The organism is Bradyrhizobium sp., from assembly GCF_016213215.1.
Lineage (GTDB): Bacteria > Pseudomonadota > Alphaproteobacteria > Rhizobiales > Xanthobacteraceae > Bradyrhizobium.
In genome coordinates this window covers 1-25,761 of record NZ_JACRAW010000135.1, presented here as the reverse complement: position 1 = coordinate 25,761, position 25,761 = coordinate 1, and the positions used below count along the sequence as shown (strand labels likewise).

Sequence of the window (25,761 nt, the reverse complement as noted above, 5' to 3'; positions counted from 1 at the left end):
GCGGCACGATGTCGCCACGATCCGATCGGCAATTGGTTCCTGCCGTGCTTTTGGATATGATGGAGCCATGTATCGCGCCGTAACACGCCAGATCGAGGTCACCGTCGAGCCGAACTTTGTCCCGGAGCAGTCGTCGGCCGACCGATCCCGCTATTTCTGGGCCTATACCGTCGTCATCACCAATACCGGCGATGAAACCGTGCAGCTTCGCACGCGGCACTGGATCATCACGGACGCGACGGGACGCCAGCAGGAGGTTCGCGGCGAAGGCGTCGTCGGCGAGCAGCCCATCCTCGCACCGGGCGAGCGCTTCGAATACACCAGCGGCGTGCCGCTCTCGACCGCATCGGGCTTCATGACCGGCCGCTACCAGATGGTCAACGAAAGCGGCGAGCGATTCGAGATCGAGGTGCCGACCTTCTCGCTCGACAGCCCCGACAGCAAGCGCGTGCTGAACTGACAGCGCGGAGCGCTCGCCATCGCGGGGCTCGACCCGGTAATCATCTATTCCGAATGAATCCCTATTGCGATGGATGGCGGGTCCGGCACGGCCATGTCGCGTCGGGGATCTCGCTCCTATTCCACCCCCGCCTCGTGCGGGGTGAACTGATAGACCGAAGAGCAGAACTCGCAGGTCACCACCACCTTGTCGTCCTGCACCATGTCGGCGCGGTCCTTCGGCGCGAAGCTCTTCAGCATCGCGGACACCGCCCCGCGCGAGCAGGAACATTGCGCCTGAAGCGGCTGCGGCGAGAACACCCGTACGCCGCGCTCGTGAAACAGGCGATACAAGAGACGCTCGCCGGACAGGTCCGGGTCGATCAGTTCGATGTCCTCGACCGTTGAAATCAGCGAACGGCCTTCCACCCAGGCGTCATCCTCCTCGATCGTGTGGTGAAGCGTGCCCTCAGGGGCGTCGCCCGGATGAAGGTCCGCCTGCCGCGCCCGCTCGGGCGCCTTGGGCAGGAATTGCATCAGCATGCCGCCGGCGCGCCAGCGGTGCTTTCCGCCGTCGCTGCTGCGCCATTCCTCGCCGACCGCAAGCCGCACCCGGGTCGGGATCTGCTCGGAACGGAGAAAGTACTCGTGAGCGGCGTCTTCCAGGCTGCCGCCGTCGAGCGCCACCAGTCCCTGGTAGCGGCTCATGTCCGGACCCTGGTCGATGGTCATGGCAAGATGGCCCTTGCCGAGCAGCGTGCCGGAATCCTGGCCGTCGACGAGGCGCGCCGCGTCATAGCGCGCATAGGCACGCAGCCGGTCGGGCGCCTTGAAATCCACGATCAGGAACGAGACGGGGCCATCGGTCTGGGTCTGCAGAATGAAGCGGCCTTCGAATTTCAGCGATGAGCCGAGCAGGGTCGTCAGCACGATCGCCTCGCCCAGGAGCTTGCCGACGGCAGGTGGATAGTCGTGCTTGGTGAGGATGTCATCGAGCGCGGGGCCAAGCCGGGTCAGCCGGCCGCGTAGGTCGAGCGCAGCGACCTCGAAAGGCAGCACCGCGTCATCGACCGGAACCGCCGACGGCGCGCGGACCAGACCTTCGGGCGAGATTCTTGTTTGAGAGGATTGGGAGACCATGGCCCTCTATCTGGGGTCGGAAGATGCGAATGGAAAGGGGTGTAGATGCGCCGGCCGCCGCCCAGCCGCAGGCTGAAGCTCAGCGACGAACCTCCATCAGCAGCGCACGGGAAAGTCTCCGGGGCGTACGTTCAGCTCGCCGGGGCGACAATCAGCGTCAGCTCACCGCGTCAAAACACCAGGCCAGAATCCCTTTTTGGGCATGCAGGCGGTTCTCCGCCTCGTCGAACACCACCGATTGCGGACCGTCGATCACTTCGTCGGTGACCTCCTCGCCGCGATGGGCTGGCAGGCAATGCATGAACAGCGCATCGGGCTTGGCCAGCGACATCAGCTGGGCGTTGACCTGGTAGGGCCGGAGCAGGTTGTGGCGGTGCTCGCCGTCCTTGTCGCCCATCGACACCCAAGTGTCGGTGACGACGCAGTCGGCGCCGCGCACCGCTTCCTCCGGATCGGTACCGATCACGATCGATGTCCCCGTCGCCTTGATCCAGTCCCGCATCGCCTTCTTCGGCGCAAGCTCGAGCGGAGTGGCAATGCGCAGATTGAAGCGAAAGCGCTCGGCGGCATGCGCCCATGAGGCCAGGACGTTGTTGTCGTCGCCGGTCCAGGCCACGGTGCGGCCTTCGATCGACCCACGATGCTCCTCGAACGTCAACAGGTCCGCCATCACCTGGCATGGATGCGAACGCCGCGTCAGCCCGTTGATGACGGGCACCGTGGCGTGCGCCGCAAGCTCCAGCAGCGCATCGTGATTGAGAATGCGGATCATGATTGCGTCGACGTAGCGCGACAGCACCCGCGCGGTATCGGCAATGGTCTCGCCGCGACCGAGCTGCATCTCGGCGCCGGTCAGCATGATCGATTCACCGCCAAGCTGGCGCATGCCGACGTCGAACGACACCCTCGTGCGCGTGGAGGGCCGCTCGAAGATCATCGCCAGCGTCTTGCCCTCGAGCGGCTTCTGACCCCTGTCATGCGCCTTGAACTTTGCTTTCATGGCCGAAGAGGCGGCCAGCATGTTGCGCAGCTCCGCAAGCGGGAGCTGGTTGATGTCAAGGAAATGCTTTGGCGCCTTGCTCATCAGCTTGCCGCCTGTTTCGTCTGGTTGGCTGACAGCTTGACGCAGGCGCGCTCAAGCCGCGCCACCGCCTCCTCGATCTCGGCCTCGTTCACGATCAGCGGCGGCAGCAGACGGACCACGTTTTCGCCGGCGCCGACGGTGAGCAGCTTCTGCTCGCGCAGCGCGGTCACGAGATCGGTCGAGGGCACGACCGCCTTGACGCCGATCAGCAGGCCCTCGCCGCGTACCTCGCTGACGACCTGCGGATGGCGATCGATCACGGAGGCGAGCTTCTGCTTGAGCAGCAGCGACATCCTCTGCACGTGCTCGAAAAACCCCGGCTTCAGCATGACGTCGAGCACGGCGTTCGCCGCGGCCACCGCGAGCGGGTTGCCGCCGAAGGTCGAGCCGTGCGAGCCCGGCGTCATGCCGGCAGCCGCGTTTGCGGTGGCAAGGCAGGCGCCGATCGGAAAGCCCCCGCCCAGCGCTTTCGCGAGCGACATCACGTCCGGCGTGACACCCAAGCGCCGATGCGCGAACAGTTCGCCGGTGCGGCCGATGCCGGTCTGCACCTCATCGAATACCAGCAGCAGGCCGCGCTCGTCGCAGAGCTGGCGCAGCGCCTTGAAAAATGCCTGAGGTGCCGCGCGCACGCCGCCCTCGCCCTGCAGCGGCTCGATCAGGATGCCGGCGGTCTGCGGGCCTATCACCTTCTTGACCGCATCGAGGTCGCCGAGCGGCACCTGGTCGAAGCCGTCCATCGGCGGCCCGAAACCCTCAAGGTATTTTGCCGAGCCGGTGGCGGCCAACGTGGCAAGCGTGCGGCCGTGGAAGGCGCCTTCGAAAGTGACGATGCGATAGCGTTCGGGATGGCCCTTGGCGGCATGGTGCCTGCGCGTGACCTTGATGGCGCACTCCATCGCCTCGGCGCCGGAATTGGCGAAGAACACGAAATCGGCGAAGCTCAGCTCGCAAAGCCGCGCGGCAAGCCGCTCGCCGTCAGGGCTCTGGAACAGGTTGGACATGTGCCAGAGCTTCGTCGCCTGCGCCTGCAGGGCGGCGACGAGATGCGGATGGCAGTGGCCCAGTGCATTCACCGCGACGCCGGAGGTGAAATCGAGGTAGCGCTCGCCGTTGGTCGCGACCAGCCAGCAGCCCTCGCCGCGGTCGAAGCTGAGATCGATCCTCGCGAAGACGGGAAGCAGATGCGGCGCGGCGCTCGTGGTCATGGCGATCACTTGATGTGTTAAGGCCCGGCCAGGATGCGCGCATTGGCGCGGTCGCATCGACGACCGTTCCGGAAAACAAAACGTGCCGCCTTTTAAGGGCGGCACGTGGCAGGCATTGTATGCGTGTCGCGAAACGTGTCAATGGCTGCAATAAAGCCCGAAAAACACCATTAAAGCCGGCCCTTCCGTATTCTCCCGGAGCTGATTTTCCAATCGTTAGGCACCGGAACATGTGGACGCAATAACGCGGACTCTTGCACGGGAGTCACGCCATATTGTAGCGTTTGGATCGTCGGGTACGACATCTCGTGCGGCAGTTTTGATCCTCTAAGTATCGTTACCATTTGCGTAAACGTTCGGGCGTGCCAACCGCGTCCGGCGAGGGTTAAGGGATTCTGCCGACATGGGTTTTTGACCCTTTGGCATCGCGGCGCCGCCGCTCCGATCGGCCGCGCCAGGCGAAGGAATGAGTGCGATGACGGTATTAACCTGGTCCGACGATCGCGTCGAGCAGCTGAAAAAACTCTGGGAAGCCGGGCTTTCGGCAAGCCAGATTGCCGCGGAACTTGGCAACGTGACCCGCAACGCAGTGATCGGCAAAGTGCACCGGCTGGGCCTTTCCGGTCGAGCCAAGAGCCCCTCCTCGGCGGCGCCGCGGGCGCGCAAGGCACGTCCGGCCCAGCACATGGTGCGGGTCACCCGCCCGATGGCGCGGGGCAACACTGCGCTGGCGCAGGCCTTCGAGGTCGAGATCGAGCCGGACCCGATCGCCTACGACAACGTGGTCCCGATGAGCCAGCGCCTGTCGCTGCTCGAGCTGAACGAGGCCACCTGCCACTGGCCGGTCGGCGATCCCTCGAGCCCTGACTTCTTCTTCTGCGGCGGCAAGGCGCTTACCGGCCTGCCCTATTGCGCGCACCACTCGCGCGTCGCCTACCAGCCCGCCGCGGATCGGCGCCGCGCGCCTACCAAGCCGGGCACAAGGTAAGGCCAGGCTCAGCCGTTGTCGTCCCCGCCTCCGCGCCGCGAAAGCGGGGACCATGATCTCCGGCTTCGATGGTCCGGGCCCGCCCGAGCTTAGTACACTTCCGGTCAGCGATTGAGGGTTCGTGCGCCTTCCGTCAGGCGCGACGCCGCGGAGTCCTCACGACTCCACCTTGGCGAAGCGGTCATCGAGCGCATAGCCGGCACCGCGAACGGTGCGGATCGGATCCTGCTCGCGGCCGATATTGAGCAGCTTGCGCAGGCGGCCGATATGCACGTCGACCGTGCGCTCGTCGATATAGATATCGCGGCCCCAGACGCTGTCGAGCAGCTGCTCGCGGCTGAACACCCGGCCCGGATGCTCCAGGAAGAATTCCAGCAGCCGGTATTCCGTCGGCCCGAGATCGATCGGGCGGCCCGAGCGCGCGACGCGCCGCTTCTCGCGGTCGAGCTCGATATCCCCGTAGGCGAGCACGGTGGCAAGGCGCTCGGGGCTGGCGCGCCGCAGCAGGCCCTTCACCCTCGCCAGCAGTTCCGGCACCGAGAACGGCTTGACGATGTAGTCGTCGGCTCCGGTCGCAAGGCCCCTTACCCGCTCGCTTTCCTCGCCGCGCGCCGTCAGCATGATGATCGGCAGCTGCTTGGTCTCGGGGCGCGCACGCAGGCGGCGACACAGTTCGATGCCGGACAGGCCCGGCAGCATCCAGTCGAGTACGATGAGATCGGGAATATGCTCCTTCAGACGGGTGTCGGCCTCATCGCCGCGCGCCACCGTTTCGACTTCATAGCCCTCGGCCTCGAGATTGTAGCGCAACAGCGTGGTCAGCGCCTCCTCGTCTTCCACCACCATAATGCGCGCGCCCATGGTGTCGTCTCTCCTACTTGGTGGGCACTGTCGTGGCGAACGCGGTCGTGTCGCCCTTCGGACGCTTGTCCGTGATCTGCTGCCCCTCGATCATGTAGAATACGGTCTCGGCGATGTTGGTCGCATGGTCGCCGATCCTCTCGATGTTCTTGGCGCAGAACATCAAGTGAATGCAGAACGAGATGTTGCGCGGATCTTCCATCATGTAGGTGAGCAGCTCGCGGAACAGCGAGGTGCAGATGGCGTCGACTTCCTCATCGCCCTTCCAGACCGACATCGCCGCCGGCAGGTCGTGCGCCCCATAGGCGTCGAGCACGGACTTGACCTGCGACTGCACCAGGTCGGTCATGTGCTCGAGACCGCGGAACAGTTTGAGGGGATGGAAGTCGGCATCCAGCGCCGCGACGCGCTTGCCCATGTTCTTGGCAAGGTCGCCGATGCGTTCCAGGTCGGTCGCGACGCGCATGGCGCCGACGATCTCGCGCAGGTCGACCGCCATCGGCTGGCGCCGCGCGATCGTAAGCACGGCGCGCTCCTCTATCTTCTTCTGCAAGGCGTCGATCTCGGAGTCGCTCTCCACCACGCGTTGTCCCAGGGCCACGTCGCGACGGATCAGCGCATCGACGGAATCGACGATCATACGCTCGACGAGGCCACCCATCTCGGCGACCAGACGAGTCAGTTCCTGAAGATCGCTGTCGAACGCCTTGGCGGTATGTTCAGAAGCCATATTTGTTTCCTCAACCGAACCGGCCGGTGATGTAATCCTGGGTGCGCCTGTCGCGCGGATTGGTAAAGATCATTTGCGTCACTCCTTCTTCCACCAATACGCCGAGATGGAAGAAAGCCGTGCGCTGCGAGACCCGTGCGGCCTGCTGCATCGAGTGGGTGACAATGATGATTGTAAAGTTCTCTTTCAGATGGTCGATCAATTCTTCGATGCGAGCGGTCGCGATCGGATCGAGCGCGGAGCACGGCTCATCCATGAGAATGACCTCCGGTCCGACAGCGATAGCGCGGGCGATGCATAGGCGCTGCTGTTGACCACCCGACAAGCCGGTTCCGGATTCGTGGAGCCGATCCTTGACCTCCTCGAAAAGTCCTGCCTTCTTGAGACTGCTTTCGACAATCTGGTCCAAATCCGTCTTGCTACGCGCGAGGCCATGAATTCGAGGCCCGTAGGCGATATTGTCGTAGATCGACTTGGGAAATGGATTTGGCTTCTGGAACACCATACCTACACGGGCCCGAAGCTGAACGACGTCGAGGCCGCGCTCATAGATATCCGCGTTGTCGATCTCAATGTCGCCCGTAACGCGGCATGTCGGGATCGTATCGTTCATTCGATTGAAACAACGCAAGAACGTCGATTTACCGCAGCCGGAAGGACCGATGAATGAGGTGACCGACTTCTCCGGAATATTGACCGACACGTCAAAGAGCGCCTGTTTCTCTCCGTAGTAGACGTTGACATTCTTTGCGGTAATTTTCGGCCGGCCGGCGAGCATTTCGCCGGCTGCGCCAATTGTCGCTGACGACATTGTTGGCGCGGTGTGGGTGTTCATTGAAAACTCCGTAGCACTGGGTTTGTCGTACGCGCGCGCAGATCAGGCTTTACCATTGCAGCTTCTTTCGAAGCCGATAGCGGAAGTAAATGGCGACCCCGTTCAGAACAAGCGTAATAGCCATCAAAACGAGACCCGCAGCAGCGGCATTTGACTGGAAATCATCGCCCGGGCGAGAGACCCAGTTGAACGCTTGAATCGGCAGAACCGTGAACCCTTCGAACAGCCATGCAAACGAGATGAAAGGAAAATCGGCGCTGACGGGCGACGGAGGCAGAAACGCGATGAACGACAGCGCGCCGATAGTGACAAGCGGGGCGGTTTCGCCGAGTGCGCGCGAAATTCCGATAATGACGCCTGTCAGCACTCCAGGAACCGCCGCAGGCAGAACGTGGTCCTGCGTGACCTGCCACTTGGTCGCGCCCACTCCGTACGCGGCCTCACGCAGGCTCCAAGGCACAGCACGAATTGCTTCACGTGTGGCAACGATGATGATGGGAAGGATTAGCAGAGCGAGCGTAAGGCCAGCCGTAAATATACTCCGTCCCGTTCCGAAGCCGTAGACAAAAAGCCCGAGTGCCAGAAGGCCAAAGACAATCGAGGGAACGCCAGCAAGATTGCTGACGTTGATTTCGATGATATTCGTCCAGATATTCTTCGGCGCATACTCCTCGAGATAGATTCCCGCCGCTACGCCGAGAGGGACTCCAATAAACGCCGTGACCGATATGACGAGAAGCGAGCCGACCCAGGCGGAGAGGATACCCGCCTGGCCCGCGCGCCGGGACGGGAAATTCGTGAAGAAGTCGGCCGTCAGCCGAGGATAACCTGAAGCGGCCAGATCGATCATCAGCGCGGCCAGCGCAATTAGTCCGATGGATGTCGCAGCCAGGCCAAGGCAAATGAAAACTGTTTCATTGGTCCGGCGACGCTTCAGGCGGCGGACAAATTCACTGTCAGCCGCACGGCCTGCCACTCTGCCGTCAGTCAGCGTTGATGTAATGGACATCAGTAGACCTCACGGAACTTGTGACGCAGCCAGAAACCGGCAATGTTGAAGACGAGCGTGAGCAGGAGAAGCACCAGTCCGGCAGCGAAAATCGTCTGGTAGGCGAGGCTGCCATGCGGCAGATCGCCAAGGGCAACCTGAACGATGTAAGCGGTGATCGTCGCGGCGGGCTCACGTGGATCGAGGGTGAGATTGGGTTGTTGGCCGGCAGCAATCGCGACGATCATCGTTTCGCCTACGGCGCGCGAAATCCCAAGAATGAAGGCGGCCGCCACGCCGGAGATCGCGGCAGGGAGAACGACTCTCACCGCCGTCTCAAGCCGGGTCGCGCCCATCGCCAACGAACCGTCGCGAAGGTTGTTGGGAACGGCGCGCATGGCATCTTCCGACAACGAGGCCACGTACGGAATGATCATGATCCCGATGACGATGCCTGCGCTGAGAATGTTGAAGCCGGGCAGGTTGGGGATGAACGTCTGCAAAAGCGGCGTCATGAACAACAGGGCAAAGAAGCCATACACAACCGTCGGCACGCCGCTCAGCAGTTCCAGGATCGGTTTGATGATTTCGCGGACCCTGGGGGAGGCGAACTCGCTGAGGTAAACCGCGGTCACAAGACCGATCGGCGCGACAAACAGCAGCGCAACAAAGGTGCTCAGAAGCGTGCCGCCAAGAAGAGGAAGTATGCCGTATTGCGGGTTTGAGAACAGGGGAGTCCATACCGTTCCGAACAGGAAGTCCGTAATCGGCACAGAGCTGAAAAATCCCAGCGATTCATAGATGAGAACGGCAACGATAGCGAGCGTCACAAAGACCGAGGATGCGGCCGCGACAAGAAGAACGAATTCAATCGCACGCTCGCGTAGCCGTTGCCTGCGGCGCTCCCAGACAGTCAGTGCAGACGCCATAGCTGGTGCTCATAAGTAGCGGTGAGAGTTGCCGGAGAAGCTAGTGGCTTCTCCGGCTGATACTCTCCGTTATCGATCAGATCTTCGCATCGCGCTTCATCAGGTCTTCGACCGACACGCCAACCTCAGGAACGCCGCCGAACACCGTGCCAAGCCGGCCGTCCTTGAAGTGCTTGTACGAAGTTGCATAGGCAGCGGGGGGAAGCGGCAGATATTTCACTTCCTTTACAAGGGCCGGGCCTTTGGTCATGAGGAATTCGACGTAATCCTTCACCTCGGGCTTCTCGGCGGCCTTGGTGCTGACATAGAGGAACAGCGGACGTGCGAGCGGGTTGTAGGTGCCCGCGGTAACCGCTTCGAGCGATGGCTTCACGCAGCCCTTGCCCTTGCCTTCATCGATGGCTAGCGCCTTCAGCTTCGCCTTGTGCGGCTCGTAGTACGCGAACGGGATGTAGCCGAGCGCATTCTCGTCACGCTCGATGCCGGTTACGAGCACGTTATCATCTTCACTGGCAGTGAAGTCAGTGCGGGTAGCCTTGGCTTTACCATTCACGGCCTCGGTAAAATAATCGAAAGTGCCTGAATCAGCGCCCGCTCCAAACAGCGTTATCTTCTTGTTCGGCCACGCCGGATTGACGTCACTGTAGTTAATGACCTTGCCCTGGGCGGCGGGCTCCCAGATCTTCTTCAGATCAGCAACGCTGATGCATTCAAGAAAGTTGTTCTTCGGGCTGACCGCGACGGTGAGGGCGTCGAAGGCGATCGGCATCTCGATGAATTTGATGCCATTCTTGGCGCACTCATCCATTTCCTGGCGAAGGATGGGTCGCGAGCCGTTCGAAATGTCAGTTTCGCCACGGCAGAATTTCTTGAATCCACCGCCAGTGCCCGAAATACCGACGGTCACGCGAACCTCGCCCTTCTTCTGCTTCTGGAATTCTTCGGCGACCGCTTCAGAAATCGGGAAAACGGTGCTGGAACCGTCAATGGTGATGGTTTTGGTCTGCGCGGATGCCGAGCTTGGCAGACTGAGCGCGCCAGCAAGAACTACCAGCGATGTTGCGACCGGTCCGGCGGCACCGTGTGTCTTGAAGAGTCTCATGGGTGGTCTCCATAAAAGTGAGCTAAGCACCGGATGCGCCCGATAGCGCTCACGCCGCCCGTTTAGGAGCGGTCGACGCTGCTTTTACGAAGGTTTAGTGACACTTGGATGACAGCAACAAGCGCCTGAAATAGCTCGATTTTAGACGGCCGCCGGCGGCTTCACCTGGGGAAAGCAGGCGGTGAACGTGGCGCCCTGGTTGGGCATGCTTTCGATCAGCAGACGGCCGCGGTGGCGGTTAAGAATATGTTTCACCAGAGATAATCCGAGGCCGGTCCCGCCCTGGGAGCGGCTGTCGCCCACGTCGACCCGGTAGAACCGCTCCGTCAGCCGCGGCAGGTGTTCAGGGGCGATGCCGGGGCCGAAATCGCGGACCAAGACCCGGATCTCCGGCGCGCCTTCGCCGGCGGGGACCGCGACCAGCGACACGATCACCTTGCCGCCCGACGCACCATATTTCAGCGCGTTTTCGATCAAGTTCTCGAACAGGCGCAACAGCTCCTCACGATCGCCAGCGACCATGACCGGCGGATCGGGCAGGTTGATCTCCACCACGACCTGCCGCTCCCGCGCCAGCGCCTCGAGCCCGTCGGCGACCTGGCGGATAATCGGCACGAGATCGACCAGGGTATCCGGGCGGACATGCGCCGACAGTTCGACGCGCGACAGCGACAACAGGTCGTCGATGAGACGCGCCATACGCGTCGCCTGCGCATGCATGATGCCGAGGAAGCGCTCGCGGGCTTTCGGGTCGTCCTTGGCCTGGCCCTGCAGCGTGTCGATGAAGCCGGAAAGAGCCGCCAGCGGCGTCCGCAGCTCGTGGCTGGCATTGGCGACGAAGTCGGCCCGCATTTCCTCGACCCGGCGCAGCGGCGTCTGGTCGTGGAAGGTCATCAGCATGCATTTGTCGGTACCGCCGAACAGCGTCGGCACCGGCACCGGGGTGATGATCAATTCCATCCAGCGGTCGATCGGCACATGGTCGAGATAGTCCGCCCGCCGCGGCTCCGTGGTGGCGATCGCCTCGCGCAGCGCGGTGATGATTTCCGGCGAGCGCAGCGCAAACTGCGCGAGTTCGTTCTGGCGCAGCGCCGGCGCCAGCTCGGCGGCGGCGGCGTTGAGGTGGATGACGCGGCCGGCGCGGTCGAGCAGCACCGCGGGATCTGGCATGCCGGCGACGATGGCGGCAACCGCGGTGCTTTCAACGGGGTTGATACGACGGACATCGTCGCGCGAGGTCGCAACATCGTGCAGCCGCCACGGCACCAGGGCCGCGGCCGCGATGCAGATGAAGACCGCAATGGCGCGAACGGCCGACAATTCCCCGAGCACGACCACGGCGGCGAGCGCAAGAGCGGCGACAAGCAGGATGATGGCCGAATGCCGCAGCCGGTCCGACCAGGGGAGGACGGTGGGAGAAGAGGATGCGTCTACGGCCATGAGCCGGCTTCTCCGTGGGTGTTCGCCGATCAGCCGCCGGTGTCGCTGCGTTCTCTCACATAGGCGGCCCCCGGTGGCGGACCCGGGTCGAGCTTGAGCGCCGCCTGGCGCAGCCGCTTCGACCGCGCCCCGAGAATAACCTCGCGAAGCGTCAGCAAGATTACAGAAATGACGAACGGTGCGATATAATAGAGGAGGCGGAACAGCAGCATACCAGCCAGCAGTTCTTCCCGGTCCATCTGCCACAACCCGACCAGCATGGCGGCATCGAACACGCCGAGCCCTCCGGGGGAATGGCTGGCAAAGCCCAACAGCGTGGACGTGACGAAGATCACGGCAACCACGATGAAGCCGAGGTTGGGCTCGTCGGGCACCAGCACATACATCGCCAGCGCGCAGAAGCCGAGATCGACGATGCCGATCGCGATTTGCAGCAGGGTCAACGGGCCGCCCGGCAGCACCACCGCCCAGGGTCCGCGGCCGACGGCGCGCGGCTGGGTCCACACCCAGACCACATAGCCGACCAGCGCCACGATGATCATCATCGCCAGCAGGCGGTTCAGCCAGGGCGGAAGGTGATCGATCGATGCCGCGGCCTCGGGATGGTAGCTGATGCCGAGGCCCAGCACGGCGGCATTGCCGAGCCAGAAGGTGAGGCCCGCCAGGAAGCAGATCTTCGCGACATCGATCGCGTTCAAGCTCCAGGCGGAATAGATGCGGTAGCGCACCGCCCCGCCGGTGAAGACGCTGGCGCCGACATTATGGCCGATGGAATAGCTCGTGAAGGCGGCGAGGGCGTTCACGCGGTAGGGAACGTGGGCGTGGCCGATCGCACGCACGGCGAACAGGTCATAGAAGGTCAGGGTGAAATAGCCTGCCATCACGAACAGGGCGGCCATCGCAACCTGTCGCGGCTCGGTGCTCTTGATCGCCTCGACGACCTCGTTGACGTCGATGCCGCGCAGCTTGTGATACAGCACGTAGCAGGCGATGCCGATCACCGTGACGCTGATCACCACTCCCAGCTTGTGCAGGATTTGCTTCTGGCGCAGCAACGAGATCGCCCTGCGTATTGCTTCCAGCATCTAGACCTCGAAATGACGCTCCTGCGTCCGTGGCTGCCCGACAAACCTGCCAGCCCCGGCGTTGCGCATCCCCCCGCCCCTCTGGTAGCGCGTTTTGAGCCGGAGTGGAATTCGCCTGCGCTAACAAAATCACGCGCTTCAACATATTAGGGGATCAGTAGCACCGCCGGCACAATTTGTGCTCAATTCGCCGCAGCGAATTGACAACCCTTGAGACCGCATCCTCGGTGCCGGGGTGAAGATTTCATGATGAGCCCGTGACCGCGTCAGGATGCCTCCGGCGCCGGCGCGGTGCGCGAAACTACCCGGTCGCGCAGCCAGGATCCCACCGCACAACCGGCAAGATAACAGGCAAACATAATTAGCCAGAGGTCAAGCCAGTAGCCAGCCCGCCCCGGAATCACGCGGGCGAGGGCTGCGGCCACCAGCGCCACGGCCAGCACCGACAGCCAGATCGCTACGACTTTTGAGGTGGCGCGCCCGCGGTGCACAACCGCGATCCACCCCATCGCCAGGCCGAGCAGCAGCGCGCCCACGAGCCAGCCCCAATGGAATGACAGGAGATAGGACATGGTCGTCACCTCACCAGGAACTCGATGCGGCGGTTCTGCGCCTTGCCTTCGTCGGTCTCGTTGCCGGCGACCGGCTGCGTACTGCCGTAACCCACCGCGGTGAACCGGCCGGCCGGCAATCCCGCCTTGACGAGATAGTCCATGACGGTCTGGGCGCGCTTTTCCGACAAAGCCTGGTTGAAGGCGTCCTCGCCGTCCGCGTCGGTATGTCCTACGATCTCGATATTGGCGTTCGGACATCTCAACGCGGTTTCGATCAGATAGTCGAGCAGCCCGGCGGAATCCGCATCGAGGGCGGCGCGCTTGGGCTCAAACCGAATCTTTCCCTTGGTCAAAAGCTCCGAGAACAGCTGCTGGCAAACGGTGCCGTCGACGGGGCCGGCGGCGGGCTTCACCGTGATTTCGGGCTTGTATTGCCAGTTCTTGAAATCCTTGCCGAGGGAGGCGCGGATCTCGGCCGCCGCCCCCTCATAGAGCGCGTCCCCCGAAAGCTTCACCTCGCGATCGGAGACGACGAGTGTGCCGGTCGACAGCCGCGACAGCGCGCCAAGAGCCGCCACCACCGCGGGACCGAATCCCGATGGCGCGCCGACGCTCGCCTTGAGGTTGTCGGTGACCTTTTCGTTGAAGAACTTGCGCGCCGCGGCCGTGGCGATCGTCGCATGAACATTGTTGTCGGGGACATAGCCGGTCAACGTCAGGGTCGTGGCGACCGGATCCTTGTTGGCCTGGAAAACGTAAGGCGGCGCCTTGATGTCGTTGGCCGCTATGGAAAAGCCCTCGGGAAGGTTCTTGAGCGCGGCGGCGATCGCTTCCCGACCGCCGAGCTCGCGCGCCATACCGGAAAGGCTGACGTTGGTATCGGAGATCGTCATCTTGCCGTCTTTCAACCTGGCGATCTGCGCGAGCAGGAGGTGCGCCGCGTTCTCGAAGCGCGGCGGCGCTCCGCGCGCCAGGGTCATACGATCGGCAACCTCTACGCCGCCGAGGTCGCGGCGGGCCGCCTCCACGAGCCTTGCCTTGGCGGCCGGAAGCGGCGCGCTGCCGCCAAGAGTGACCCGGACCACATCGCGCTCGGCGGTCCAGACGAAGGGTTTGGCCTCGGCGACGAGCCGGCTTTGGTCGTTGACGAGGCGCACGCCCGGAACCACCTCGACCGCGATCACGGCGCTGCGGCGGCCTTCCTCGGAAAAGGCGTCGGCGGCCAAGGTGACGTCGCGGCCGTCCACCGCGATCCGTGTCCGGTCGAGAACGGTATCTTTGACGGCCGCGGTGCTGCGAGAGGCGAGATCGGCTTCCAGCGGCGCGGTGTTGATCCAGGCCGCAAAGCCCCACATGATGACCAGGGGCACGATCCCCGGCCACCATTTGCCCGCCCACCTGAAAAGCTTGTGCATTCTGCGTCTCGAACTCTGGAACCAGAGAGAAAACAAACCCTTGCGGAGCTGTCAAACTGGAAATGCCAAGGCACATGTGGGACGGGGCGAAGGGCTGAATAACTATTTGTTCAAGGATTCCCTTCTAGGTTGACCTCGGCATTCCCCCCGGTCACCAAACGTTAATGAAACAGCTTCGGAACAACGTCATTCGCGCCGGATTGGGGGCATTATATTTCACGGGAGCGCATCATCTGCTCCGCCCGATCCTCTCGGGCGTCGGCGTCATTTTCACGCTGCACCATGTGCGGCCGCCGCGCGAGACCGAGTTCCAGCCCAACCATCACCTGGCCGTCGCCCCCGAATTCCTCCGGGCCATGCTGGCCCATCTTCGCTCGCGCGATATCGACATCGTGACCATGGACGAGGTCCATCAGCGGCTGAGCGAACGCCGTTTCTCGCGGCGGTTCGCCTCCTTCACGCTCGATGACGGCTATCGCGACAACAGGGACTTCGCGCTTCCCGTACTGCGCGAATTCGATGCGCCATTGACAATTTACGTCACGAGCGATTTCGCCGAGGGCACCGGATGTTTGTGGTGGGTCGCGCTGGAGGCCGTGATCGCCAAAGCGAGCGCGGTCGAGGTCAAGATCGGCGACGCGCCGACGCGCTTGGAGACCGCGACGGCGAACGCCAAGCAGGCGGCATTTGACCGGATCCACGACTGGCTGCGCAATTTGCCCGGCGAGCATGACATCCAGCGCGAGATCGATGCGCTGTGCGCCCGCCATGACGTCGATGCGGGCCGACTCTGTCGCGAGTTCTGCATGTCCTGGGACGAACTGAAATCGCTCGCCGAGGATCCGCTGGTCACCATCGGCGCCCACAGCGTCACCCACTGTAATCTTGCCAAGCAGCGCGAGGAGGTCGCCGCCCGGGAAATGAGCGAAAGCCGCGCGCGCATCGAGAAGGCGCTGCAGCGTCCGGCACAGCATCTTGCCTATCCGTACGGCAACCGCTGCGCCGCCGGGGTGCGCGAATTTGCCCTCGCTCGCGCGGCCGGCTTCAAGACCGCGGTGACGACGCGGCCAGGGATGATCTTCCCTGAAAACGCCGAACACCTGACCGCGCTGCCCCGCGTCTCGCTCAACGGCAATTACCAGGACACCCGCATCCTGCCGGTTCTGACCTCGGGTGCGGCGACCGCAATGTGGAACGGCTTTCGCCGTATCGACGCGGCGTAAGCCGCCTCTCCCGAGCACCATCGACGGCTGCTTTCTTGACTCGCTTGCGCCGGGCGCTCAGAACCTGCCCGACAGCAAGGGAGGATCAATGTTCAAGGATCTGTTTTCGCTGAAGGGCCGCGTCGCGCTGGTGACCGGCGGATCGCGCGGCATCGGCCGAATGATCGCGGCCGGCTTTCTCGCGCAAGGCGCGGCGAGGGTCTACATTACCGCGCGCAAGGCGCCCGCCTGCGAGGCGACCGCGAAAGAGCTTTCGGCCGAACATGGCGGCGAATGCATTGCGCTGCCGATCGACATTTCGAGCCTCGCGGGCGTCGAGATGCTGGCCGGCGAGATCATGAAGCGTGAACCGAAGCTCGACATCCTGGTCAACAATGCGGGTGCGGCGTGGGGCGCCGACTTCGACGAATTCCCGGAGAGCGGCTGGGACAAGGTGATGAACCTCAACGTGAAGTCCCCGTTCTTCCTGACCAAGGCGCTTGCCGGACTGCTGCGCGCCGCCGCGAGCGCCGAACGGCCGGCCAAGGTCATCAACATCGCCTCGATCGACGGCATCTTCGTCAATCCGCTGGAGACCTATTCCTATGCGGCGAGCAAGGCGGGCCTGATCCATCTGACGCGGCGGATGGCGGTGAAGCTGATTCCCGACCATGTCGTGGTCACCGCGATCGCACCCGGCCCGTTCGCCTCCGACATGAACCGCGCCGCGCGCGATCACGCCGATGGCGTCGCCGCAAAGGTGCCCGCGGGGCGCGTCGGGAACGACGAGGACATGGCGGGCGCCGCGATCTACCTCGCCTCGCGAGCCGGCGACTATGTGGTCGGCGCCACCCTCACAGTCGACGGCGGCATGGTCTATGCCAATCCCGGCTTCAAGGGCAGCAGCTGGGACAACTGACGGGGCATCGCCTTCTCTTGAGCATGATCTTTTCGGAAAACCGGCCTCCACTTTTCCGGATCATGCTCTAATACGTCTCGACGTGATAGCGGCCGCTCTCGCGCATGGTTGTTCTCAGAGCGGCCCAGTCGAGCGAACCGCCCCGGCACACGTCGGCAAAGGCTTCGTTGACCCCCGTCTCCATGCCCTTGAGGCCGCAGATGTAGACGTGGGTGTTTGGATCCTTCAGCAGGGCGGCCACCCTCGCCGCCTCCGAGCGGATGCGATCCTGGACGTAGACGCGCGGTTCGCCGGGTACGCGCGAATAGCACAGATATTTGCCCAGCAGCTTGTCCGGGACCTTCTGCAGCGGACCGAAATATGGCAGCGCCTGGGGACTGCGCGCGCCGAAAAACAGCAGCAGTCGGCCCGGGGCATCCGGCATCGACCGGCGCCGATGTTCGGTGAAAGCGCGGAACGGCGCCGACCCGGTCCCGGTGCAGATCATGATGATGTTCGCGGCGGGATCGTCCGGATGCAGGAAGGTCGCGCCGAAGGGCCCTGTGACCTCCACCTTCGCTCCGCGCGGAAGGTCGCACAGATAATTCGAGCAGACCCCGCCCGGCTCGCGCTTGACCGTGAGCGCGAGGTTGTTGGTGTTCGGCTTCTCCCCGTCGCGGGAGCTCGCGATGGAATAGAGCCGCACATTGTGCGGCTTGCCGCCAGCATCCGTTCCCGCCGGCACGATGCCGATACTCTGCCCCTCCAGCACCGGAAAGCGCTGATCGCCGAAATCGAGAATGATGTGACGCACGTCGGAATCGGCATCCGCGTGCGTGAGGCGGAAATTGCCGGTGACGGTCGCGACCGCCGGTTTGTTGCGGTTGTGGAGGTTGACCGTCGGCCGGCTCGCCGAATGCGGCGCGACGGGCTTGCCGCCGAGGCCGCTGCGCGCCTCCTCGAGCAGGCTTTCGATCTCCTGCTCGAGCGCTTCGATGGTGCCGGCCTCCTCGGGTCCCATTTCCGCCTGGGGCGGCAACTCGCTCCAGGAGAACTGTTCCTCCAGCGTATAGGCCTTTGACACCACGCGCCAGTTGTCGATCGACCCGGTCGGGCACGGCGAAATGCAATCCATGCAGTGATTGCAGATCGCCGCGTCGACGACATAGTTGTTGCCGTCATGCGTGATCGCATCGACCGGGCAGGTCTCTTCGCATGTATTGCAGCGAATACAGATCTCCGGGTCGATGAGATGCTGCTTGAGCAACTCCTTTGTCGGCGCGTTCATGCGATCAGGCCCTAGGCGGCTTCCGCGATCTTGACGTACTCGAAATCGCCCGGCTTGTTGTCGATACCGACCCGCGGCGCCGCGATCCAGCTCGCGTATTTGCCGGGTTCGAGTTCGGGCTTCATCAGGGTGTTGATGAACGCGGCGTCCGAATCGGACGGCAGGTAGTCGCCGCGCTTCTTCGCCCATTCGGCATCGGAGATGATGACGCCAGACGGCGTCGCGTGGACGTCCTTGAACTCGCCGATCTGGCGGTGAAAGGCAGTGTGCGGCAGCTGAAGACGGAAATTGACGCCGACCTTCTCGATGACCTTGTTCCAGCGCTCGACACCCTTGGCGCAATCCTCCGAGTAATCGTCCCGCAGGCGCATGTTGAGCGCGGTCAACGCCGGCTCGTCGACCTTGGCGATCTTGCCGTCGACCAGCTTCAGCACCGGATAGGTGGCGTTGGTGAGCTGGTGATCGTCGTCGATCTTGGTCTCCTGGAAACGGCCCTTCAAGCCGGCATTGTAGAAGTTGGCCGCGTTGGTCGAGATTTCCGAACCGAACAGGTCCAGCGTCAGCGAATAATGCAGGTTGAGCTTCTTCTGGATGGTCGGCAGGTCGATCACACCGAGCGTGCGGATCTTGTCGATGTCGTAGGGATCGTCGATCCCCGCCGCCTTCATCGCCTCGCAGGTCCGCTGCAGAACGCGGCCGACGCCGGTCTCGCCGACGAACATGTGGTGCGCCTCTTCGGTCAGCATGAAGCGGCAGGTGCGCGACAGGGGATCGAAGCCCGACTGGGCAAGGCTCTCGAGCTGCATCTTGCCGTCGCGGTCGGTGAAGTAGGTGAACATGAAGAACGACAGCCAGTCCGGCGTCTTCTCGTTGAAGGCGCCAAGCATGCGCGGCGAGTCGGCGTCACCCGAGCGGCGGCGCAACAACTCGTCGGCCTCCTCGCGGCCGTCGCGGCCGAAGTATTTGTGCAGCAGATAGACCATCGCCCAGAGATGGCGGCCTTCCTCGACGTTGACCTGGAACAGGTTGCGCATGTCGTAGAGAGAGGGCGCGGTCCTGCCGAGATGACGCTGCTGCTCGACGGACGCGGGCTCGGTGTCGCCCTGGATCACGATCAGGCGGCGCAGCATGGCGCGGTATTCGCCGGGCCCTTCCTGCCAGGCCTTCTCGCCCTTGTGCTTGCCGAAATTGACCAGCCGTCCCTCCTCCTGCGGCGCCAGCAGCACGCCCCAGCGATATTCGGGCATGCGCACGTAGTCGAACTTGGCCCAGCCCTTCGGATCGACGCTGACCGCGGTGCGCAGATAGACGAGCGATTCCTGGAACCCTTCCGGCCCCATGTCCTGCCACCAGTCGATGTAGCCCGGATGCCAGCCCTCGAGCGCCTTCAGCACCTGGCGGTCATCGGCGAGATTGACGTTGTTCGGGATCTTGGTCGAGTAGTCGACGTTCATGATGTCCATGGGCTATTCCTCGCACTCTGGAGTGATTGTTGTTCTCTAGACTCTCGTCATGTCGAAGCGCGGCCGCTCGCCGGTGCCGTAGCGGCGCAGCGCGCCCTCCTCGCCGACGGCATTGGGCCGCTGGAAGATCCAGTTCTGCCAGGCGGTGAGGCGCGCAAAGATCTTCGATTCCATGGTCTCGGGGCCGGCGAAGCGCAGGTTGGCTTCCATGCCGGTCAGGCCGTCCGGCGAGAAGCTTGCGCGTTCCTCCAGGAACACGCGGATCTCGTCGTCCCAGTCGATGTCGTCGAGCGCGAAGGTGACGAGGCCGAACTCCTCGGCCTCTTGCGCCTCGAGCGCTTCGCCGATCTTCTCCCTGGCGCGATCCTCATCGGACGGATCGGCCTGGAATCGCGACTGCAATCGCGTCAGGCCATGGCTCATCGGATAGGGCCCGAAATTCATCGCCGAGAGCATCAAGCTCGGCGGCGGACGATTGTCGCCCTCTCGGGTGCCGATCAGCATGTAGGAGCGATCGGCGGCGAGGACGAGTTCGGCGAGCGTGCCGGCAAAGCAGGAGCCGGGCTCGACGAGGGTGACCAGCGTGCGCGAAGTCACGTCGATGCGCTTGAGCACCCGCTTCCAGTAATGCCTAATCTCGTTGACCAGCCAATGCGCCTTGTTCGACTCGAGAAACGCATCGTAGGCCAGCACCTGAGCGCCCTCGCCCTGCGACTTGAACACGAGCACGGCGATGTCGAGCTCGTTGAGGCGCAGATGCAGGATTGCGTCGTCAAGCTCGCGCGCCGCCTGCAGCGGCCAGAACGAGGCGCCTTGCGCGATCATGCCGTCGATGTCGGCGGGCGGGGATGCATCCGGCGACTTGATCGATATGGTGGCGACCCGCGCGGCGCGGTCGATGTCGACACTGACGAAGTCATAGCGAACGCTGTTGCCGTCGATTGTCCGCTTCAGCGGTGTCAGCGCAATGCCCTTGCCGTCGCCATTGCGCCTCGAGGCGGCGGCGAATTCCTTGGCGCGTTCGACGATCTTCGCCTCGAGCTTGCTGTTCGGCGCGATCTCGTCGACGAGCCGCCATTGCACGGCGCGCTTGCCCTTGATGCCTTCCTCGATGGTGCAGAAGAAGTCGGCGTGGTCGCGGCGCACCTTGCGCTTGTCGACGACGCGGGTGAGGCCGCCGGTGCCCGGCAGCACCGCGAGCAGGGGCACCTCGGGCAGCGCCACGGAGGCCGAGCCGTCATCGGCCAGGATGATGTGGTCGGAGGCAAGCGCCAGCTCGTAGCCGCCGCCGGCGGCGGTGCCGTTCACCACGGTGATGAAACGCTGGCCGGAATTCTCGGATGAATCCTCCATGCCGTTGCGCGTCTCGTTGGTAAACTTGCAGAAGTTGACCTTGTGGGCGTGGGTCGCGCCGGCGAGCATGCGGATGTTGGCGCCGGCGCAGAACACCCGGTTCTTGCCCGAACGCAGCACGACCACCTTGACGCCCGGGTGCTCGAAGCGCAGCCGCTGAAGCGCATCGGCCAGTTCAATGTCGACGCCGAGATCGTAGGAATTCAGCTTGAGCTGGTAGCCTTCGAACAGGCCGGCATTCTCGTCGACGTCCATGGTCAGCGTTGCGACCTCGCCGTCGACGGCCAGCTTCCAGTGCCGGTAGCGCGACGGGTCGGTCTGAAAGTCGACGTATTTCGCTCCCCCCGCCAGCACGCGAGCTTCGCCGGGCCTTTCGCCAGCCATGGTGCCATCCCTGCTCTATAGTTACATTTTCATGCACAATAGTGCATGTTATCGGCCGCGTCCAGCCTGCATCTGCAAATTAAATGCATTTTGTTTCATCTTGCAACCGCGTCGGATGCGATCCCCTCAGCCTTCGAAAGCTGGGGCGGAATTAGGTTGGCGGACAGCGGCAACGGCAATCGGCCGCCGGCGTCATGGGAGCAACTCCCGACCGTTCATCCCGCGCAGCCCTGCAAGCCCATCTCGTCGCGCAGTGCCGCGCGCGCGAATTGCGTGATTGCATCAAGCGTCACGTCTGGCGCTTCACGGTGCGGCGAATGTCCCGCGCCCGGGATTTCCGTCACGTCCACCGGACAGTAGCATTCCTCCCGCGCGATCTCGACCTGGCGCATCGTGCCATACTGGTCGTTCCCGCCCTGAAGGACGGCAACCGGTACGCGGATATAAGCGAGGTAGTCGGAAATATCCCAGTCGCGGAACTTCGGATCGAGCCAGGCGCCGTTCCAGCCGTAGAAGGCATTGTCGACATCCTTGTGCCAGCGCGCCAGTTTCGACTTGAGCTCGGTGGTCTCATAGGCGGTCTTGATCTCGGCGATCGACTTCACCGAGACGTTCTCGACGATGAAATGCGGCGCGATCATCACGACGCCCCGCAGGCGATGATCCTCAATACCGCCGGCATAGATCGCGGCAATCGAGGCGCCGTCGGAATGGCCGAGCAGGATGCCACGACGGAAGCCGATCAGATCGAGCAACTTCGGCAGCACATCGAGCGCCTCGCGCTGCATGTAGTCGAGTGGTCGCGGCAGCGCGACCGGAGTTGAGTTGCCATAGCCCGCGCGCGAATAGACGAACACGCCGGCGCCGATCGCGGCCTGAAGCCTGTCCGGGAAATCGCCCCACAGACCGAGGCTGCCGAGCCCTTCGTGCAGCATCACGATCATCGGCGCGTTGGCAGGGCCGGGACCAATCATGCGGTATTCGAGCTCGGAACTGCCGATGGAAAGGAAGCCGGTGGGGGCGAGGGTCATTTCGTCTCTTGCCACACGATTATGCTATTTGATTGAGCAGTTGGGCCGCGACCTCACATCACCTCTCCCGCTTGCGGGGGAGGTCGGTGCGCGCAAGCGCGCCGGGTGGGGGGAAACTCTGTCCACTCGAGCAGTGTGAATCGCGGAGACACCCCCACCCCAGCCCTCCCCCGCAAGCGGGAGAGGGAGCGCCGCGATCGCGGATCCAGTTCAACCTCATCTCATCGGACGCTAGTGCGCGCCTTCCCGCAGTTTGAAGCGCTGGATCTTGCCGGTGGCGGTCTTGGGCAGGGAATCGACGACGTCGACCCAGCGTGGATATTTCCAGACGCCGATCTTGTGCTTGACGTGCTCCTTCAGCGCCTCCTGCAGATCGCCCGCTTTCGCACCCGGGCGCAGCACGACGAAGGCCTTCGGCTTCAACAGGCCTTCGGGGTCGGCCTCCGGGACGACGGCAGCCTCCAGCACCGCGGGGTGCGTGATCAGTGCGCTCTCGACCTCGAACGGCGACACCCAGATGCCGGAGACCTTGAACATGTCGTCGCTGCGGCCGCAGAAGGTGTAACGGCCCTCCGCGTCGCGGGTGTACTTGTCGCCGGTGCGCGTCCATGAACCTTCGAAAGTGCGGCGGCTCTTGCCGCGCTGATTCCAGTAGCCCTCGCCGGCCGAGGGCGCATCGACCAGCAGCTCGCCGACCTCGCCGTCGGCGACCTCCTGGCCCGCCTCGTTGACCAGCCGCACCTTGTAGCCCGGCACCGGCTTGCCCGACGAGCCGTATTTGATGTCGCCCGGCGCGTTCGACAGGAAGATGTGCAACAGCTCCGTCGAGCCGACGCCGTCGAGAATGTCGACGCCGAAGCGCGCCTTCCAGGCATTGCCGACCGACTCCGGCAGCGCCTCGCCGGCGGATGTGCAGATGCGCAAGGCTTTTCCCGCGCGCTCGCCCCTGCTCGCCTCGTCGTTCAGCATGGCCGCGAACAAAGTCGGCACGCCGTAGAAGATCGACGGGTTGTACTTGTTGAGCAGCGCGAACATGGTCGCGGGCGTCGGCCGCTCGGTGTTGAGGATGGTCGTGGCACCGACCGACATCGGGAAGGTCAGCGCGTTGCCGAGGCCATAGGCGAAGAACAGTTTTGCTGCCGACAGCACCACGTCGCTCTCGCGGATGCCGAGCACCTGCCTGGCGTAAGTGTCCGCCGTCGCCTGCAGGTTGGAATGCAGATGCCGCACGCCTTTGGGCATGCCGGTCGAGCCGGACGAATAGAGCCAGAACGCCGGCTCGTCGGCATGTGTCGAGGCGGTCGTGAACGTGTCGCTTTCGCGCCCAAGCTCTTCGGCGAGCTTCTTGTGGCCGTTGGCATTGTTGCCGGAGACGACGACATGTTCGAGATCCGGCAGCCGGCCGAGAATGTCCTTCACGGTCGGATAGAGCGCTTCGGAGACGAACAAGACGCGCGCGCGGCAGTCGGCCAGCACATAGGCGTACTGCTCCGGCGTAAGCAGCGTGTTGAGCGGCACCGGCACGATCCCGGCGCGGATCGCGCCCAGGAAAACGATCGGGAAATCGACCGTGTCCAGCATGATCATCGCCACGCGCTCCTCGCGTCGCACGGAAAGTCGGCGCAACAGATTGGCGAGACGGCGGGTCTGGCTCTGCAGTTCGCCGTAGGTCAGTTGTGAGACAGTGTCGTCGAAGGCGAGCTTGTTGCCCCTGCCCGCCTCCACATTGCGGTCGAGCAGCCAGGTCGCCGCGTTGTACGAACCGGAAACCTCGCTCATGCCGCACTCCAGTGTGCCATGATGTCCCTCCCAGACCTTTTGCATTATAGTTCACAGAAAGCCACCACCGGCGCTTGCTGTCAATGCTTGCCGGCATTATGTTTCCGAAATGAGATTCCGGCGCGCTCGCAAAGCCAGGACCATCCGGACATAGGGCCAAAGCAAGCCAAGCTTCAAAGAAGGGATATGACCGAAAGTCCCGACGCCGAATCCCACTTTCTCGAGCAGCTCGGCCAGCGCGTTCGCACCATGCGATCGCTGCGCGGCATGTCGCGCAAGGTGCTCGCCAAGGTCTCCGGGATTTCCGAGCGCTACATCGCCCAGCTCGAAGGCGGCAAGGGCAATGTCTCGATCGTGCTGCTGCGCCGCGTCTCGGACGCCATGGGCGCACATGTCGAAGACCTCATCCCGTCCACCGAGCCGGCGCCCGACTGGCAGATGTTTCGCGAGCTGCTCCGCAAGGCGAGCCCCGGCCAGATCACGCGAGCCAAGGAAGCGCTGACCGGCGGCGCCGCCACCGCCCATCATGCGCCGTTCTGCGGCATCGCGCTGATCGGCCTGCGCGGCGCCGGCAAGTCCACGCTCGGCAGGATTCTTGCCAAGAAGATCGGCTGGAGCTTTGTCGAGCTCAACAAGGAAATCGAACAGCAGAACGGACTCTCCGTCGCCGAGATCATCGCGCTCTACGGTCTGGAGGGCTTTCGCCGCATGGAGCAGGTTGCGCTCCAGCAGCTGCTGGCGCGCAAGGAATGGATGGTGCTCGCGACCGGCGGCGGCATCGTCTCCGAGCCGTTGACGTTCGACCAGATCCTGGGCTCGTTCTACACCATCTGGCTGAAGGCCGAGCCCGAAGAGCACATGGCACGGGTGCGGCGCCAGGGTGATCTGCGGCCAATGGCGGATGATCGCTCGGCGATGGCCGAATTGCGCAACATCCTGGTCAGCCGCGAGCCGCTCTATGCCCGCGCCAACGCCGTGGTGGACACCGCCGGCCTGTCGGTCGACGCCGCCGCCGCGCGCCTGATCGAGGCGGTGCGGCCGGTGCTGCAGGACGACGCGCGTTCGTTCGGCCTGCACAGCGTGGCGCTGTAGGGGCAGGCCCTCCCCTGCAGCAACACGGATCGGCCGTCGTCCCCGCCTAGTGCGCAATTGCGCCCGGGGGGCGGGACCCAAACCCCGAGGGCGCAGTTGTGGCGCTCGATATCGACCCGATCTCGCAGAACCGACCCAAGCCTGGGGTTATGGATTTCTCTGATGTGCAATTGCACATCACAGCTCGCGCGGAGCCTGTCATCGGGCCGCGCCTTGCGCGGACCCGTTGGCGCGCCCCGGAATAACGAGTTTGTGGCGCACGTCTTCTCAACGCCGTCATTGCGAGCGGAGCGAAGCAATCCAGAATGCACCCGTGGAGGCATTGTGGATTGTTTCGTCGCTCACGCTCCTCGCAATCATGCTGCCAACCTCATCCTGAGAGGGTATGAATCTTTTGAGGTTGCGACGTTCCAACCCTCATGGTGAGGAGCGCCGAAGGCGCGTCTCGAACCATGAGGCCCGGACCCGGGCCTT

Annotated in this window: 23 protein-coding genes; 5 read left to right on the top strand and 18 right to left on the bottom strand. The window is 63.6% G+C overall.

Features of this window, described 5'->3' with window-relative positions:
* Positions 1-67: 67 nt before the first annotated feature.
* On the top strand, positions 68-460 hold the full coding sequence (gene apaG, locus HY852_RS22250) for a Co2+/Mg2+ efflux protein ApaG (protein WP_291607046.1): 393 nt from the start codon (positions 68-70) through the stop codon (positions 458-460).
* A gap of 116 nt (positions 461-576) precedes the next feature.
* Here apaG and HY852_RS22245 read toward each other — a convergent pair whose 3' ends face one another.
* From HY852_RS22245 to HY852_RS22235, 3 genes are all read right to left on the bottom strand, one after another.
* Positions 577-1,578: an Hsp33 family molecular chaperone gene (locus tag HY852_RS22245; RefSeq protein WP_291607044.1), complete on the bottom strand. Its 1,002-nt coding sequence runs from the start codon at positions 1,576-1,578 to the stop codon at positions 577-579.
* Between the two features lie 157 nt (positions 1,579-1,735).
* Positions 1,736-2,662 carry an ornithine carbamoyltransferase gene (argF, locus tag HY852_RS22240; protein ID WP_291607043.1) on the bottom strand — a complete coding sequence of 309 codons (927 nt, stop codon included), beginning with the start codon at positions 2,660-2,662 and terminating at the stop codon, positions 1,736-1,738.
* Positions 2,662-3,870 (bottom strand): aspartate aminotransferase family protein, encoded by a 1,209-nt coding sequence (locus HY852_RS22235; protein WP_291607042.1) that lies wholly within the window; start codon positions 3,868-3,870, stop codon positions 2,662-2,664. The genes argF and HY852_RS22235 overlap by 1 nt, the downstream gene beginning before the upstream one ends.
* A 475-nt stretch (positions 3,871-4,345) precedes the next feature.
* On the opposite strand from HY852_RS22235, the gene HY852_RS22230 reads away from it, so the two are divergent.
* A complete protein-coding gene (locus HY852_RS22230) occupies positions 4,346-4,858 on the top strand; it encodes a GcrA family cell cycle regulator (protein ID WP_291607041.1) in 513 nt (170 codons plus the stop codon).
* Between the two features lie 156 nt (positions 4,859-5,014).
* Here the strand turns inward: HY852_RS22230 and phoB are convergent, their stop codons facing one another.
* The 10 genes from phoB to HY852_RS22180 all read right to left on the bottom strand — a co-directional run bounded on the left by phoB (position 5,015) and on the right by HY852_RS22180 (position 14,797).
* Positions 5,015-5,719 carry a phosphate regulon transcriptional regulator PhoB gene (phoB, locus tag HY852_RS22225; protein WP_291607040.1) on the bottom strand — a complete coding sequence of 235 codons (705 nt, stop codon included), beginning with the start codon at positions 5,717-5,719 and terminating at the stop codon, positions 5,015-5,017.
* Between the two features lie 13 nt (positions 5,720-5,732).
* On the bottom strand, positions 5,733-6,449 hold the full coding sequence (phoU, locus tag HY852_RS22220) for a phosphate signaling complex protein PhoU (RefSeq protein ID WP_291607039.1): 717 nt from the start codon (positions 6,447-6,449) through the stop codon (positions 5,733-5,735).
* A 10-nt stretch (positions 6,450-6,459) separates the two neighbouring features.
* On the bottom strand, positions 6,460-7,227 hold the full coding sequence (gene pstB, locus HY852_RS22215) for a phosphate ABC transporter ATP-binding protein PstB (protein ID WP_291607098.1): 768 nt from the start codon (positions 7,225-7,227) through the stop codon (positions 6,460-6,462).
* Between the two features lie 106 nt (positions 7,228-7,333).
* Entirely contained in the window at positions 7,334-8,293 is a 960-nt protein-coding gene (pstA, locus tag HY852_RS22210; protein ID WP_291607038.1) for a phosphate ABC transporter permease PstA, read from the bottom strand.
* Positions 8,293-9,201 carry a phosphate ABC transporter permease subunit PstC gene (gene pstC / locus HY852_RS22205; protein ID WP_291607037.1) on the bottom strand — a complete coding sequence of 303 codons (909 nt, stop codon included), beginning with the start codon at positions 9,199-9,201 and terminating at the stop codon, positions 8,293-8,295. Before pstC ends, pstA begins: the two co-directional genes overlap by 1 nt.
* A gap of 76 nt (positions 9,202-9,277) precedes the next feature.
* A complete protein-coding gene (locus HY852_RS22200; RefSeq protein ID WP_291607036.1) occupies positions 9,278-10,303 on the bottom strand; it encodes a PstS family phosphate ABC transporter substrate-binding protein in 1,026 nt (341 codons plus the stop codon).
* Between the two features lie 141 nt (positions 10,304-10,444).
* Positions 10,445-11,743, bottom strand: coding sequence for an ATP-binding protein (locus HY852_RS22195; protein WP_291607035.1), 1,299 nt, complete (start codon positions 11,741-11,743; stop codon positions 10,445-10,447).
* Between the two features lie 29 nt (positions 11,744-11,772).
* The gene (locus tag HY852_RS22190; RefSeq protein WP_291607034.1) at positions 11,773-12,828 is read right to left on the bottom strand and encodes a lysylphosphatidylglycerol synthase domain-containing protein; all 1,056 of its coding nucleotides are present in this window, start codon (positions 12,826-12,828) and stop codon (positions 11,773-11,775) included.
* Between the two features lie 266 nt (positions 12,829-13,094).
* A complete protein-coding gene (locus HY852_RS22185) occupies positions 13,095-13,400 on the bottom strand; it encodes a hypothetical protein (protein ID WP_291607033.1) in 306 nt (101 codons plus the stop codon).
* 5 nt (positions 13,401-13,405) lie between these two features.
* Positions 13,406-14,797: an OmpA family protein gene (locus HY852_RS22180; protein WP_291607032.1), complete on the bottom strand. Its 1,392-nt coding sequence runs from the start codon at positions 14,795-14,797 to the stop codon at positions 13,406-13,408.
* Between the two features lie 164 nt (positions 14,798-14,961).
* Here HY852_RS22180 and HY852_RS22175 point away from each other — a divergent pair, with 164 nt between their 5' ends.
* Together HY852_RS22175 and HY852_RS22170 are read left to right on the top strand one after the other, a co-directional pair.
* Positions 14,962-16,020, top strand: coding sequence for a polysaccharide deacetylase family protein (locus tag HY852_RS22175; RefSeq protein ID WP_291607031.1), 1,059 nt, complete (start codon positions 14,962-14,964; stop codon positions 16,018-16,020).
* 88 nt (positions 16,021-16,108) lie between these two features.
* Complete coding sequence (locus HY852_RS22170) at positions 16,109-16,918, top strand: SDR family oxidoreductase (protein ID WP_291607030.1); 810 nt, start codon at positions 16,109-16,111, stop codon at positions 16,916-16,918.
* Positions 16,919-16,985: 67 nt separating this feature from the next.
* On the opposite strand, the gene boxA is transcribed toward HY852_RS22170, so the two are convergent.
* The 5 genes from boxA to HY852_RS22145 form a co-directional block, all read right to left on the bottom strand.
* Entirely contained in the window at positions 16,986-18,185 is a 1,200-nt protein-coding gene (boxA, locus tag HY852_RS22165; protein WP_291607029.1) for a benzoyl-CoA 2,3-epoxidase subunit BoxA, read from the bottom strand.
* Between the two features lie 11 nt (positions 18,186-18,196).
* Complete coding sequence (gene boxB / locus HY852_RS22160) at positions 18,197-19,648, bottom strand: benzoyl-CoA 2,3-epoxidase subunit BoxB (protein ID WP_291607028.1); 1,452 nt, start codon at positions 19,646-19,648, stop codon at positions 18,197-18,199.
* A 36-nt stretch (positions 19,649-19,684) separates the two neighbouring features.
* A complete protein-coding gene (gene boxC / locus HY852_RS22155; RefSeq protein WP_291607027.1) occupies positions 19,685-21,385 on the bottom strand; it encodes a 2,3-epoxybenzoyl-CoA dihydrolase in 1,701 nt (566 codons plus the stop codon).
* 215 nt (positions 21,386-21,600) lie between these two features.
* Complete coding sequence (locus HY852_RS22150; RefSeq protein WP_291607026.1) at positions 21,601-22,416, bottom strand: alpha/beta hydrolase; 816 nt, start codon at positions 22,414-22,416, stop codon at positions 21,601-21,603.
* A gap of 231 nt (positions 22,417-22,647) precedes the next feature.
* Complete coding sequence (locus HY852_RS22145) at positions 22,648-24,195, bottom strand: benzoate-CoA ligase family protein (protein ID WP_291607025.1); 1,548 nt, start codon at positions 24,193-24,195, stop codon at positions 22,648-22,650.
* Between the two features lie 18 nt (positions 24,196-24,213).
* Here HY852_RS22145 and HY852_RS22140 point away from each other — a divergent pair, with 18 nt between their 5' ends.
* Positions 24,214-25,287: a helix-turn-helix transcriptional regulator gene (locus HY852_RS22140; RefSeq protein WP_367116399.1), complete on the top strand. Its 1,074-nt coding sequence runs from the start codon at positions 24,214-24,216 to the stop codon at positions 25,285-25,287.
* Positions 25,288-25,761 lie beyond the last annotated feature (474 nt).

What these genes read in the sequence shown, in the direction of transcription:
- apaG (WP_291607046.1), top strand. Translation starts at nt 68, where the DNA reads ATGTATCGCGCCGTAACACGCCAGATCGAGGTCACCGTCGAGCCGAAC.
- HY852_RS22245 (WP_291607044.1), bottom strand. Translation starts at nt 1,578, where the DNA reads ATGGTCTCCCAATCCTCTCAAACAAGAATCTCGCCCGAAGGTCTGGTC.
- argF (WP_291607043.1), bottom strand. Translation starts at nt 2,662, where the DNA reads ATGAGCAAGGCGCCAAAGCATTTCCTTGACATCAACCAGCTCCCGCTT.
- HY852_RS22235 (WP_291607042.1), bottom strand. Translation starts at nt 3,870, where the DNA reads ATGACCACGAGCGCCGCGCCGCATCTGCTTCCCGTCTTCGCGAGGATC.
- HY852_RS22230 (WP_291607041.1), top strand. Translation starts at nt 4,346, where the DNA reads ATGACGGTATTAACCTGGTCCGACGATCGCGTCGAGCAGCTGAAAAAA.
- phoB (WP_291607040.1), bottom strand. Translation starts at nt 5,719, where the DNA reads ATGGGCGCGCGCATTATGGTGGTGGAAGACGAGGAGGCGCTGACCACG.
- phoU (WP_291607039.1), bottom strand. Translation starts at nt 6,449, where the DNA reads ATGGCTTCTGAACATACCGCCAAGGCGTTCGACAGCGATCTTCAGGAA.
- pstB (WP_291607098.1), bottom strand. Translation starts at nt 7,227, where the DNA reads ATGCTCGCCGGCCGGCCGAAAATTACCGCAAAGAATGTCAACGTCTAC.
- pstA (WP_291607038.1), bottom strand. Translation starts at nt 8,293, where the DNA reads ATGTCCATTACATCAACGCTGACTGACGGCAGAGTGGCAGGCCGTGCG.
- pstC (WP_291607037.1), bottom strand. Translation starts at nt 9,201, where the DNA reads ATGGCGTCTGCACTGACTGTCTGGGAGCGCCGCAGGCAACGGCTACGC.
- HY852_RS22200 (WP_291607036.1), bottom strand. Translation starts at nt 10,303, where the DNA reads ATGAGACTCTTCAAGACACACGGTGCCGCCGGACCGGTCGCAACATCG.
- HY852_RS22195 (WP_291607035.1), bottom strand. Translation starts at nt 11,743, where the DNA reads ATGGCCGTAGACGCATCCTCTTCTCCCACCGTCCTCCCCTGGTCGGAC.
- HY852_RS22190 (WP_291607034.1), bottom strand. Translation starts at nt 12,828, where the DNA reads ATGCTGGAAGCAATACGCAGGGCGATCTCGTTGCTGCGCCAGAAGCAA.
- HY852_RS22185 (WP_291607033.1), bottom strand. Translation starts at nt 13,400, where the DNA reads ATGTCCTATCTCCTGTCATTCCATTGGGGCTGGCTCGTGGGCGCGCTG.
- HY852_RS22180 (WP_291607032.1), bottom strand. Translation starts at nt 14,797, where the DNA reads ATGCACAAGCTTTTCAGGTGGGCGGGCAAATGGTGGCCGGGGATCGTG.
- HY852_RS22175 (WP_291607031.1), top strand. Translation starts at nt 14,962, where the DNA reads ATGAAACAGCTTCGGAACAACGTCATTCGCGCCGGATTGGGGGCATTA.
- HY852_RS22170 (WP_291607030.1), top strand. Translation starts at nt 16,109, where the DNA reads ATGTTCAAGGATCTGTTTTCGCTGAAGGGCCGCGTCGCGCTGGTGACC.
- boxA (WP_291607029.1), bottom strand. Translation starts at nt 18,185, where the DNA reads ATGAACGCGCCGACAAAGGAGTTGCTCAAGCAGCATCTCATCGACCCG.
- boxB (WP_291607028.1), bottom strand. Translation starts at nt 19,648, where the DNA reads ATGGACATCATGAACGTCGACTACTCGACCAAGATCCCGAACAACGTC.
- boxC (WP_291607027.1), bottom strand. Translation starts at nt 21,385, where the DNA reads ATGGCTGGCGAAAGGCCCGGCGAAGCTCGCGTGCTGGCGGGGGGAGCG.
- HY852_RS22150 (WP_291607026.1), bottom strand. Translation starts at nt 22,416, where the DNA reads ATGACCCTCGCCCCCACCGGCTTCCTTTCCATCGGCAGTTCCGAGCTC.
- HY852_RS22145 (WP_291607025.1), bottom strand. Translation starts at nt 24,195, where the DNA reads ATGAGCGAGGTTTCCGGTTCGTACAACGCGGCGACCTGGCTGCTCGAC.
- HY852_RS22140 (WP_367116399.1), top strand. Translation starts at nt 24,214, where the DNA reads ATGATGTCCCTCCCAGACCTTTTGCATTATAGTTCACAGAAAGCCACC.